We start from the raw sequence: 12,171 nt of genomic DNA, 5'->3' as shown, positions 1-12,171 counted from the left end.
GTCAACTCAATCCCGCCGGCGTGGCCGACCGGGCAAAACCGTCGCCGCCGCGATCCTGCGCGAGGTTGGTCACCGCGGTCATCGCTGCTGTTTGGTCGGTGGCGTGACGGTTCCGGCCCGGTTCAAGAACAGCTCGCCTCCGCCGTCTGCCATGATCGCCTGGCCGTTGACGAACGATGCCTCATCCGAGCACAAAAACAGGTGCAGATAGGCCACCTCGATGGGGTCGCAGATCACCCGGCGCGCGCCCTCAATCTTGCCGGTACGGCGGGTGTTTCGCGCCTTCTCGAGTTCTTGCTCGTCATATTTGTAGGACTCGTCGATGTTGGTCAGCATCCGGCCCGGACACACGCAGTTGACCCGGATGTTGTCATCGGCGAGCTCGGCGGCGAAGTGCTTGGTGAGGCTGACGGCTGCCTGCTTGGAGGCGCTGTAGGCCCCCAGCTTGGCCCCACCCAGGGTGCTCAGGCCCGCGATCGAGGCGCTGGAGGTCATCGCGCCACCGCCGGCGCGGCGGATTGCCGGTGCGGCGTACTTGAAGGAACGCCACAGGCCGGCCGCATTGACCTGCATGACCTCGTCGAACTCGTCTTCAGTGACGTCTTCGAGTTGCTTGCGCGAAGCCGCACCGCCGATTCCGGCATTGGCGACCATGATGTGCACGTGCCCGAAGCTGGCCTCCGCGGCGTCCACCAACGACTTCACGTGATCGGCGTTACGCACATCGGTGACCTGGAATACGGCCTTGCCGCCATCGCCCTCGATCCGCTTGACGACCTCGGCGCCGCGCTGCTCGTGGATGTCGCCCAGCGCGACCGCGGCTCCCTCCTGCGCGAACAGCCGCGCGGTGGCCTCCCCCAGTCCTGATGCGCCGCCGGTGATGATTGCGACCTTGCCGTCAAGCCTGCCCATGAGTTGCTTCTCCTTCGTTTCGGTGCGATGAATTCGCGGCCATCCGCCGCTGGCCGGCGCGTGTCCCGCGGCTCATTGCCGCTGCGGCGTGAACAGGACATGGACCGGGGTGGTGAGCTTGAAGATGGATCCCTCCAATCCGGGCCGGGGCGCATCGGGATCCAGCCGCAAATTCTCGAGTCGATTGACGATTCTCGAGACACCCTCTTGCAGTTCGACTCTGGCCAAAGGGGAGCCCGCGCAGGCGCCGATTCCGACGCTGAAAGCCAAGTGCTGTCGCGGGTTTTTGCGTTCCAAGTTGATCTCGTCGGCGTCGTCGAATCTGGCGGCATCGCGGTTTCCCGACGCGATGACCGCCGCGACCTTGTCCCCGCGGTGCACCTGCGCTCCGTCGAGATCACTGTCGCGCTGGCAGATACGGTTGCGGAAATGCACCGTGCCGACCAGGCGCAGCGCCTCTTCAACGAAGGCTCCGAGGGTGCGCGCGTCAGCGTGGCGGACCTTCTGCAACATTCCCGGTGTAGTGAGCATCAGGTGCAGCGCGTTGACCATCGACGTGCGGGTGGTGTCGCTGCCGCCGGCGAAGAACGTGCGGACGAGGCCGTAGCGGGCATCCTCTGTCCACCCGTCAAGTGCCTCGTCACGCCAGACTCGACTGATGATGCTGTCGTCGGCGGTCTTCTTACGCTCGTCCATGTAGGGGCGCAACAGCGCGTCCACTTCGTAGGTCGCGGCCAGGGCGACCTCCGCATGCGGTATCGCGTCCTCGGGTTTGAGGTAGACGATGCCTTTGTAGTGCTCGATCTTGTTGAGGTTGGTGCGTATCGCGGTCATGTAATCGTCGTCGTGCCAAGGCAAGCCCAGCACCCCGGCGATGACGCGATCGGAGACACGTTCGGCGTACTCCTGCACCAGCTCGGCGCGCCCGCGCGGCGCGATCTCGTCGATGGTGGCTTCCACCACGTCGGCCACCACGCCGTTGCGATAGCGTTCGATCTCGCGGGGGTTGAAGATCTCCAACCACCACCGGCGATGCGCCAGGCGTTCCGCGCCGACGAGGCTGAACGGTGAGGCCACGATGCGGCTGTACTTCTCGCTGGGGACGATCTCGGTCGGCAACGGTCTGGCGAAGGTGTCCTCGTCGGTCAACACGTCGCGTACCGCGCCGTAGGAGGCCGCGATCCAGTTCTGCGTAGGTTGCTCCCAGGTGACCGCGTCGCGTGCCCGGGCTTCGGCGTAGTAGTCATACGGGCACTTGTCGACGGTGTCACCCAGGTAGTGGATCGCCTCACTCATGTGTCGCTTGCTCCTCATTCGCCTTCGATGTGACCGACGGTGGTCTTCGCTGCGTCAACCGACCAACGACCGCGCATACTCGCCGATCTCGTGAAACGGATGCTCGTCGGGCGGAAGCGGCGGGCTGATCCGAAACATCCGGTTGTGGCAAATCGCCACGGCCAGTCCGGTGTCCAGATCCGCCCAGGCGATTGATCCGCCGGCGCCGTTGGAGGCCAGCGTGTGCGCTCCGGTGCCGATCACCGGTTCGGCCGGCGGGGTCTCACCGCCAAGCCAGTACCCGCCCACACCGATCCAGGGCACCTGGTCCAACACGGGGTCGAGCTGATCAGGATTGGGTCGCGGCTGGGTGCAGGCCATCACCCGTTCTTTGCTGAGGATCCTGTGTCCGCCCAAGCTGCCCTTGCCCGCCAGCATCGCGAAAAGCCTTGCTACAGAGCGCGCATTGGCAATACCGCCGGCGCCGGGAACGACGGCGTCGTAGAGCACCGGATTGTTCCACAACACCCCGGGTTCGACCGCGGGTGGCATGGCCAGCGCGCGTAACGGTGGCGGGTCGGTGCGCAAGGTGCCGGTGGTCACCAGTTCAGCGACACGCTCATGCTGGCGACCGTTCATCCCAACATAAAAGTCGTCGATGCCTAGCGGTTCGAGAATGTCTTCCCGGGTGAACTCGGCGAAACCCCGGTGCGCGGGATCGGTGCGACGGACAAGTTCGCCCAGCAGCCATCCGTAGCTCAGCGACGCGTAGGCGCTGCCGCCCACCGGCAGTATCGGTTCCAGCGCGGCAATGCTTTCCACGCACCAGTCCCAGTCACGTAGGCGTTCGGCGGTGACACCGGCCGGCATCTGAGGCAGACCGGATTGATGAGTCAGCAGTTGGCGCACCGTGATGTCCTGTTTGCCGTTGACTTTGAACTCCGGCCAATAAGCCGCCGCTGGGGTGTCGTAGTCGATCAATCCCCGTTCGGCCTGCAGATGAATGGCGGTGGCGGTCAGACCTTTGGTCACCGAAAAGATGGGAAACAGCGTGGTCGCGGTGACCGCGGTGCCGCGGGAATCAGCCTGGCCGATCCAGCCGTCCATGATCAGTTCATCGCCAAGGTAGGCCGCGACCTGCACCCCGCGTTCACCGCGGTCGATCGCGGTCTGCAGCACCTTCTGCAGTGCCGAACCACCGCGGCTCATCGGTTCAGTACCCGTCGCTGACAACGACTTTCCTCTCTAGAATTGGAAATCGACGACGGTGCGGCTCGCGACCCCTCGACGGATAAGGTCGACAAGGTCAAGGTGCGCCGGATGGCTTTCGTAGCTCGCATAATCATCGGCTGACTCCAGATCGACGATGATCGCGAAATCGCTGCTGCCAGAGGTCAGGCCGGCGTCGGCCCCGCAGGCCACCGCACGCACCTCCGGAATGGCCTGCGGCAGGGCGTTGACCTTCTGTGCGAGCTCGGCGTGATATGACTCGTCGGCGTTGGCATTGAAGTTGATCAGTACTGCATGACGAAATGTCATGTTCTCCTCATTTGTGGTCGGTGCACGGTGGCCGTGCTCAGCAGACCTGCTTCGCCGTGGATGTCCACACATCCGACATTCTGTATACAGTATCCGGTCTACGGTTGAGTTGGCAAGAACGCTGAGTAAAGTCGGTCCCCCGGTCTGGCCGCCGAGCAGCTGTCCATCGCCACAACGCGCCGTTGCGGTGCGGCCGACTTCGCGGCCAGCCACCCGGTTGGGCTGGATTCTGGGCCGCATCGATGCGCGTGCCCCGAAATCGCTTGTCGTGGCGCCCCTGGCGACGGCGTCGCCGGGGGCCCGACCCGGCGGGGGGTGGTGTCGGCGCCGGGTCAGACCCGTTGGCTGGCAGGAACGTGGACGACGAGCCCGTCGAGTTTGGCAGCACACTTGATTTGGCACGACAGACGGCTGAACTTCGTGGGTTCCTCGGAGGTGGCTTCGAGCATGTCTTCTTCCTCTGCGGTGGCCTCGGGCAGTGCCTCAAACCAGTCCGGGGCGACGAAGACATGGCATGTCGCACACGACAAGTCGCCGCCACACTCGCCCACGACCCCGTCGACGAGGTTGTTAACCGCGGCCTGCATCACCGACTCTCCGGCCCCGGCAACGACCTCGTGGCGTTCGCCGTCAGCTTTGATGAAAACGATCCGGGGCACAGTAACTCCTTGCCGCGTCATAGCCGGTGGCTCTGAATGGTCACCCATGTCGTCGCGTGCCACTTCGCTACCGTTTGGGTCGGCACGCTGGGCCGAGCATGCCTCGCGACGGCGAGCATGCAGTCCCTCAACCACACCGTTAGCCGACACGGACGGGCAGCGAAAGTAGTTGGTTGATCAGCGTGCTCCAGCCGCGTTCGGGCTCGCCGTCGAGTTCTAACGACACACCCCTGCGGTAGAGCTCCTCGAACAAGATGCGGGTGTCCATCTTGGCCAGCACATTGCCCACGCAGCGGTGCAACCCACTGCCGAACGCCACACCGTCGCCGGACAGTGTCTTGGCCCGCGGCCGCAACGGATCGAATCGGTGCGGATCGGCAAACACCTCAGGGTCACGATTGCCCGCGATCAGCATCAATTGCATGGTGTCGTTGCGACGGATGGTCTGACCATGGAACTCCACGTCGCCGGTGGCCGTGCGCGTGACATTCATCGCCGGTGTGACATAGCGCAAGAATTCATCGACAACGGCGTTGAACTCGCCGGCGTCGAACACCGCGTCGCAGGTGCGCTGAATGTCTTCGTCCTCCAACATCAGCAGCATCGACTGCCCGATAAGCGTGTGGGTCGTCTCGTAGCCGGCGATCAGCAACGCCGTGGTGTACATGGCGTACTCCGCCTCGTCGATCTCGCCGCGGTCCAGGCACTGCGCCAACACAGTCACCGTGTCGTCCTGGGGATCCCGCAGCTTTTCCTCACCGAGTTTGGCCATGTAGACGTTGACTTCGTCGAACGCGCGCGACATGGCGGCGCCGTCGTCGTCCTGGGTCACCGTGCTGGTGAAAATGGCGTCCGACCACTCCACCACCTGGCCGCGTAGTTCGCGAGGCACCCCCATCACCGCCGCGATCACCCGCGAGGGAATCAGCCGGGCCACATCGGCGATCCAGTCAAAGCTGTCGCGGCGTAGCACGTCGTCAAGCGTTTCGTTGACGATCTCGCGGATCCACCCATCAAAGTGAGCGACCACCCGCGGGCCGAACGATTTCATCGCCACCCGCCGCACACGGCTGTGCTCGGGCGGATCCATGAACAAGATGTGCTTGCGCATCGGGCTGTCGCCGCTCATGTTGGCCAGCGGGAAAAACGCCCCCGGCACCGAGCTGAACACCGCCGGCTGCTGCTCGATCTCGATGATCTCGTTGAACCGTGTGACAACCCAGAATCCGCCGTTAAAGGTGCCCTCATCCGCCTTCTGCCAGTACAGACCGGGTCGCGAGCGTAGCTCGTCGAAAGCCGCGTGCGGCACGCCCGCGACGTAGGTGGCAGGATCGGTGAAGTCGGGAATCTCGATCGTGCTATCTGTCAGCATCGTCACTGATGGTCACCTCCATGTTGGGCGGCGCGGCGCCTGTCGTGTTCAGACGAGCCCAAAGCCGGGTGGGCCAGCCGTTCCCGTTTTGTGCGCCCCGTCACCTTATTCTGTATACAGTATCCTGTGTCCTGGTGGCGGGCAAGTGTCCCACGGGCCACTCTGTCGCCGTCGGTGAAGGACCGGATTTCCGTCTAGTAGGGCGACCTGCGACTGCGACGCGTGCCGGCTTGGGCAGCGCTGCCGCACCCCTTCGCGGCGGGCTACTTGATCGTGGTGGCGATGTCGCCGGATGAGCTGACGAAAGCGGGCGCAACGAAGCGACGAAGTATGGACCGGTAGCGCCTGACGTCGCCCTCACCGTCCTCGAGGCCGCGCATCACAATCACCGTGACGTCGCCCAGCCACAAATGGATGTCCGACCGCGCCAGCCCAGGTGGCAGTTCATTGTTCGCCACGGCCGCGTCGAGAACGGGATCCCACATCTCGGCTCGCATCATCTCCCTCGTGCCCGAAGCGACCATTCGTTTGCCGAGGCTCGTGCCATCCGGGTCGATGATGTGCCGCGTCAGGGGGTCGCGGCGGCTGTGTTCGGCGGTGTAGAGCACAGTCTCGACGATCTGATCCCGAAGGCTGCTCTGCCGGGAGGTCGATTTGTGTGCCCGGGCGATCAATCCCCGCGCGTGCCGGTTGATCAGCTCGATGAGCAGATCGTCGCGGTCGGCGAAATAGCGGTAGACGCTGGGCCGCGACAATCCAACCTCACACGCGACGTCGTCCATCGTGGTCTTGCGGATCCCATGGCGATCAATGCAGCGTTCGGCGGCGGCCAGGATGCGCTCGCGTGCGTCGTCTGTGCTCGTAGGGGCGGCTGGCTGATTGGTCGGTAGGCGAGGCACACGGGTCATATTACTACATACGTCAATCGTTTATTGACATCAATGCGGCCTGTCTTTCGCTGCGGCACTGCTTGACACATCGCGATTGATAGATCCATACTGACCGCTGACACTTTTCGTTTTTCGTCAGTCAGGAACGCGGAGATGCCAATGAGACTGCAGCACCGGATCGCTGTCGTCGGCGCCGGGCCGATCGGGTCGGCGTTGGCCGGTCACCTGATCCTGGCCGGAAACAAGGTCACCATTGGAACGCGACGCCCTGACGCCTTCACTCCACCCGACTATCAGCGGGAAGACATCGACTATCCGGTCCACACGATTGAGGCAGCAATCGCCGGGGCGGAAGTGGCGATTCTCGCGATCCCGAACGCCGCCGTGGCGCCGTTCGCCGAGGTTTATCGCGACCGGTTGGCCGGCGCGGTCATCATTGATCCTTCGAACCCGTTCCGCTGGCACGACGACGGTGTGATGACCCTCAAGGATCTCGGAGGCAAGACCTCCGGCACGGTGACCGCTGAGTTATTCCCGAAATCATCGGTGGCACGGGCCTTCTCACACCAGCTCGCCGAAACGCTGTGGCTGCGAGGTCGCCGGGAACCTGGTCGATGGGGTATCGGGTACGCGGCCGACGACAACGATACCGCCTGGATCACCGCCGAAATCATCACCCAAACCGGGTTCGCGCCGATCCGAGTCGGCACGCTGGCCCACTCGGCGCCCATTGATCCCGGCGGAGTGCTATTCCCCGGCCTCTTGGGACTGTTCAGCCCACATGGTATGCGGACGACCCTCGATAAAGGGCCATTCACAAGCGAACTCCCATGTCGCACGTGACACCCGCGCCTCTGGCAACTTCAGACACCGAGTCGGTTCCGGTGACAGCTGCCTGCACGCTACGAAAGCACGTACCGGTCCTCATCACCGAGAACCAAGTCGCATTTAGCACGGCAGCGGCCAGGCCAGTCGCGTCGACCCGCCGCCGGTGGCTGGGCACAGCCCTGATGGGCGGACTTGGCCGCATCCTCATCGCACTGACACAGCCACGGCCGCACCGCCCGCGTCGTCAGCTTGCCTATTTCGAGGCGGCGCGGATGTCTCGGGCGATGGACGGGCTGTGAGGGCGCGCCACGCCCCTCCGCGCGCCTTCCAAGCTCGCGCGCGGATCACGTTGGGGCCGAAACCGTCTCGACTCCGACACCATGCACGGCATCCGAAGGCATGTTCCGTGAGGTCTACAGCCCGGCGGGCAGGGCGGCTGCCGGAGCTTCGCGGTGCTGGTGACAGCTAACAAGTGGTGCCGGCGACGGCGTGTTACTGAACGAAAGGTATTTAGGTGAAGGCCATTCCAGTCACAGGCGTTGCCGCACGCACATGGATACCGCTGGTGATCGTGGTGGTGTTGGCTGTCTCGGGATTGATTGTTGTGCGGCTGCACAAAGTCTTTGGCTCCCAGGACCTCAATGCTGCTGCCGGCGCCGGTATCGAGATAGTGCAGTTCAACCCAAAGATTGTGGTCTATGACGTGTTCGGGCCGCCAGGGACCACCGCCATGATCGACTACTTCGACGCGGACGCCAACACCCACGAAGTCAATGCGGTTCTGCCGTGGTCGACCACGATATCAACGACCCTGCCCGCGGTCAGCGCTAACATCATGGTGCGCGGTGACGGCGATCAGATCGGCTGTCGTGTCACCGTGGACGGGGTGGTGCGCGACCAGAAAAGCACCGATGGTGTGCACGCGCAGACCTTTTGCCTGGTGAAGTCCGCATGACCGACTCGAGCACCAAACACGCCATGCCGCAGGCCAGTCGGCCGTTCATCCCGCACACCATCCGCGTGTTGGCGGTGCCGATCATTCTGTTCTGGGTCGCCATCACCGTCGTAGTGAATACGATCGCGCCCTCATTGGCCGTGGTCGGGGAGGCGCATTCGTCGCCGATGGCCCCGGAGGATGCGCCGTCGATGATCGCGATGAGGCGGATGGGCCATAACTTCAAGGAATTCAATTCCAACAGCACGGTGATGGTCGTGCTCGAGGGCCAGCAGCGGCTCGGCCCGGATGCGCACCGTTACTACGACAGCATCATTGCCAAGCTACGGCGGGATCCCCAGCACATTGAGCACATTCAGGACTTCTGGGGGGATCCGCTGACGGCGGCCGGGGCTCAGAGCGCGGACGCCAAGGCCGCCTACGTGATGATCAATCTCGCCGGCAACCAAGGGACGACACAAGCCAACAAATCCGTCGAGGCTGTCCGCAATGCCGTGGCAGCAACGCCTGCCCCGCCCGGGGTCAAGGGCTATGTCACCGGCCCGGCTGCGCTCGCCTTTGATCAGCACGTCATCGGCAACGCCAGCCTGAAGAAGATCACTCTGTTTACTCTGGTGGCGATCACGATCATGTTGCTACTGGTCTACCGCTCCATCGTCACCACCCTGATCCAGCTTTTCCTGACCGCGATCGGGTTGATGTCGTCCCAGGGTGTGGTCGCGGTTCTGGGCAACAACAACATCTTCGGGCTGACCACGTTCGTATCGAACATCCTGACCATGCTGGCGATCGCGGCGGCGACAGACTATGGGATATTTATCTTCGGCCGCTATCGAGAGGCGCGTGGGGCCGGCGAGGATCGCGAAACCGCGTACTACACCACCTTTCGATCGGTTACTCCGGTGATCATGGGTTCCGGCTTGACAATTGCCGGGGCGACGTTCTGTCTGAGCTTTGCGCGGCTGCCCTACTTTTCCACGATGGGTGCACCCGTGGCGATCGGAATGCTCGTTTTGGTGGCGGCCGCGATCACGCTGGGGCCGGCGGTTCTTTTCGTCGGCAGCCGCTTCGGATGGTTCGAAGCCAAGCGTGCGGCGCGCGGCCAGCTGTGGCGCCGGGTGGGTACCGCGGTGGTCCGGTGGCCCGCCCCGATCCTGGTCGCCAGTGCCATCGTCGTGCTGATCGGCATGGTCATGCTGCCCGGCTATGTCACGAGCTACAACGATCGCTACTACCAACCCGCCAGTTCCCCGGCCAATCTCGGATACGCTGCCGCCGACCGGCATTTCACACAGGCCCGGATGAATCCGGACATCTTGATGGTCGAGGCCGACCACGACATGCGTAATCCGGCCGACATGCTGGTTCTGGACAGGGTGGTCAGAAACGTCCTCAACACCCACGGTATCGCCATGGTCCAGGACATCACCCGGCCGCTGGGGATTCCGATTCAGCACAGTTCGATACCGTTCCAGAACAGCATGGGGGGCCAGAGCACCATGCAGCAATATCCGTTTCAGCAAACTAGCCTCGCTAATCTGCGGAAGACGGCCGACGATTTGGAGTTCCTCGCACAGAACACCGAGCGGCTGTACGGCGTTCTGCAGCAGGTCGTCGCGACCACTCACGACCTGGCTCAAAACACGAACGACCTGACGGGTATCACCGACGAATTGCGCGATCACATTGCGGATTTCGATGATTTCTATCGTCCGATCAGGTCCTACTTCTACTGGGACAAGCACTGCTTCGACATTCCAGTTTGCTGGTCGCTGAGGTCGTTATTCGACGCCTTGGACGGCATAGATGAGCTCACCGACAAGGTGCACAACGTCAACCAAGACACCCAAAAACTGGATTCCCTTCTGCCGCAGACGGTCGCACTGCTGCCCCCGATTATCGAAACCACGAGGAACACCAGGGGATTGATACTGTCGACGTTAAGCACCATGACGGCAATACAGAACCAAAATGCGGCGCTCAATAACACCGCGATCGTCATGGGGCAGAGTTTCGACACCGCCAAGGACGGTGACCTCTTCTATCTGCCACCCGAAGCGTTCCAAAACCCGGAGTTCCAGCGGGGCTTGAAAATGTTCCTCTCACCCGACGGCAAGTCCGCTCGCGCCTTCATCACCCACCAGGATGATCCGATGACCCCGCAGGGAATCGCGCGTGTCGGCGCGGAGAGAACCGCCGCGCAGGACGGACTGAAAATGTCCTCCCTGTCGGACGCCAAAATCTATCTCGGTGGGACGGCCGCCACCTACGCCGACATGGCCGACGGCGCCAAATATGACCTCATGATCGTGGTGGTGTCCTCGCTCACGCTGATCTTTCTGATCATGCTGATCCTCACCCGAGCCCTGGTCGCTGCGGCCGTCATCGTCGGCACCGCCGCCAGTTCCATCGCGGCATCTTTCGGGCTTTCGGTGCTCATCTGGCAGGACATTTTCGGCATGAAAATCGAGTGGCTGGTGATGTTGATGTCGGTCATCATCCTGTTAGCTGTCGGGGCTGACTACAACCTGCTTTTGGTCTCCCGGTTCAAAGAAGAGATCCACGCCGGACTGAAGACCGGATATATCCGGGCCATGGCCGGCACCGGTGGCGTGGTGACCGCTGCCGGCCTGGTGTTCGCCGTCACCATGGCCTCCATGCTCGGCAGCAGTCTGCGGATCATCGCGCAGATGGGTTCCACCATCGCCATCGGACTGCTGCTCGACACCCTGATCGTGCGCACCCTACTGATGCCCTCAATCGCCACCCTGCTGGGCCGCTGGTTCTGGTGGCCGCAAGTCATCTACCCCCGCGGTGACCGCAACCTGCCCCGGATTCAGCAGCCGACCGACGACACCGCCGCGACCCAGCCGCTCCTCGTCGGTGCGCCGAGTCACCAAGGACCGCAATGAGATCAACGAGGCTCTCAGTGCTGGTAATGGTCGGGGCGGCCCTAGTCGCCCTAGTCGCCCTAGCCGCCCCGACGCACGCCGACCCGGATACCGATTTCGCCAATCAGCTTCACGGGCAAGGCATCTACGGCCCCCTTGACTACAACGCGTGGCTGGGCAAGATCACCTGTGAACGACTACACAACGGCCTAGACACCACCGCGGACAAGTCCGCCCACTTCGCGTTGGTCAACCTGCCGCGCCGTACGACCATCGCCCAAAGCTACCAATTCCTCGCCGCCGCAATCAGCACCTACTGCCCCGACCAGGTACCGATCCTGACCGCGGCGGCCGCACGCCACCAATGATGTTGTAGCCCAAGGGCGCGACACCAACCTGCCGCATCGACCAGAGAGGAGATAGCCATGCACCGACCGAGGCGACCACGAGCACGTTCGGTTCTGCGAGCCGGGATCGCCGCGCTTACCGCCACGGTCGCGACGACGGCGTTGCCCGCCACCGCGATGGCCGACTCCACCGACGATTACCCGATCCCCCGCCGGATGATCGTCACGACGTGCACCACCGAGCAGATCCTCGCCGCCGCACGCGATTTCGCGCCAATCTATTACGAGCGCTACATGATAGACAAGCACAACAAGTCACCCCAGGTTCAACAGGCCGCCATCGACAGTGCGCACCACTTCTATTCACTCAACCCTGCAGACCGGCGAACCTACTCCGAACAAATGGTCACCAACTTTGCCGATCCCATGACGGCGGCATGGCCCAATTGGGCGAAGATCTTCTTCAACAACAAGGGCGTCGCCGCAAAGGAAACCGACCACTG

13 protein-coding genes are annotated in these 12,171 nt (G+C 63.1%); 6 read left to right on the top strand and 7 right to left on the bottom strand.

All coding sequences use genetic code 11. The annotated features are described in order from the left end of the window. Positions 1-78: 78 nt before the first annotated feature. The 7 genes from VNW74_RS29575 to VNW74_RS29545 form a co-directional block, all read right to left on the bottom strand. Positions 79-912 carry an SDR family NAD(P)-dependent oxidoreductase gene (locus tag VNW74_RS29575; RefSeq protein WP_325683537.1) on the bottom strand — a complete coding sequence of 278 codons (834 nt, stop codon included), beginning with the start codon at positions 910-912 and terminating at the stop codon, positions 79-81. 72 nt (positions 913-984) lie between these two features. Further along, on the bottom strand, positions 985-2,208 hold the full coding sequence (locus VNW74_RS29570) for a cytochrome P450 (RefSeq protein WP_325683535.1): 1,224 nt from the start codon (positions 2,206-2,208) through the stop codon (positions 985-987). Positions 2,209-2,262: 54 nt separating this feature from the next. After that, on the bottom strand, positions 2,263-3,420 hold the full coding sequence (locus VNW74_RS29565; RefSeq protein ID WP_325683533.1) for a serine hydrolase domain-containing protein: 1,158 nt from the start codon (positions 3,418-3,420) through the stop codon (positions 2,263-2,265). Between the two features lie 12 nt (positions 3,421-3,432). Beyond that, positions 3,433-3,726 (bottom strand): Dabb family protein, encoded by a 294-nt coding sequence (locus VNW74_RS29560; RefSeq protein ID WP_325683531.1) that lies wholly within the window; start codon positions 3,724-3,726, stop codon positions 3,433-3,435. A gap of 332 nt (positions 3,727-4,058) precedes the next feature. Further along, positions 4,059-4,385, bottom strand: a complete 327-nt coding sequence (locus VNW74_RS29555; protein WP_325683529.1) for a 2Fe-2S iron-sulfur cluster-binding protein — start codon at positions 4,383-4,385, stop codon at positions 4,059-4,061. A gap of 139 nt (positions 4,386-4,524) precedes the next feature. Continuing rightward, the gene (locus tag VNW74_RS29550) at positions 4,525-5,757 is read right to left on the bottom strand and encodes a cytochrome P450 (RefSeq protein ID WP_325683658.1); all 1,233 of its coding nucleotides are present in this window, start codon (positions 5,755-5,757) and stop codon (positions 4,525-4,527) included. Between the two features lie 263 nt (positions 5,758-6,020). Continuing rightward, complete coding sequence (locus VNW74_RS29545) at positions 6,021-6,656, bottom strand: TetR/AcrR family transcriptional regulator (RefSeq protein WP_325683527.1); 636 nt, start codon at positions 6,654-6,656, stop codon at positions 6,021-6,023. Positions 6,657-6,806: 150 nt separating this feature from the next. Between VNW74_RS29545 and VNW74_RS29540 the strand changes: the two genes are divergently transcribed. From VNW74_RS29540 to VNW74_RS29515, 6 genes are all read left to right on the top strand, one after another. After that, on the top strand, positions 6,807-7,490 hold the full coding sequence (locus VNW74_RS29540; protein WP_325683525.1) for an NADPH-dependent F420 reductase: 684 nt from the start codon (positions 6,807-6,809) through the stop codon (positions 7,488-7,490). Then, positions 7,487-7,774, top strand: a complete 288-nt coding sequence (locus VNW74_RS29535; protein ID WP_325683523.1) for a hypothetical protein — start codon at positions 7,487-7,489, stop codon at positions 7,772-7,774. Before VNW74_RS29540 ends, VNW74_RS29535 begins: the two co-directional genes overlap by 4 nt. A 215-nt stretch (positions 7,775-7,989) precedes the next feature. Next, a complete protein-coding gene (locus tag VNW74_RS29530; RefSeq protein ID WP_325683521.1) occupies positions 7,990-8,430 on the top strand; it encodes an MmpS family transport accessory protein in 441 nt (146 codons plus the stop codon). Beyond that, entirely contained in the window at positions 8,427-11,342 is a 2,916-nt protein-coding gene (locus VNW74_RS29525; RefSeq protein WP_325683519.1) for an MMPL family transporter, read from the top strand. The genes VNW74_RS29530 and VNW74_RS29525 overlap by 4 nt, the downstream gene beginning before the upstream one ends. Then, entirely contained in the window at positions 11,339-11,689 is a 351-nt protein-coding gene (locus tag VNW74_RS29520; RefSeq protein WP_325683517.1) for a DUF732 domain-containing protein, read from the top strand. Before VNW74_RS29525 ends, VNW74_RS29520 begins: the two co-directional genes overlap by 4 nt. A 57-nt stretch (positions 11,690-11,746) precedes the next feature. Further along, the coding region (locus tag VNW74_RS29515) for a DUF5078 domain-containing protein (protein ID WP_325683515.1) at positions 11,747-12,171 on the top strand (425 nt) is incomplete at its 3' end.

This window comes from Mycobacterium sp., assembly GCF_035570115.1.
Taxonomy (GTDB): Bacteria; Actinomycetota; Actinomycetes; order Mycobacteriales; family Mycobacteriaceae; genus Mycobacterium.
Note: the sequence above shows the minus strand (reverse complement) of the source record. Positions and strands in the feature narration are given on the sequence as shown.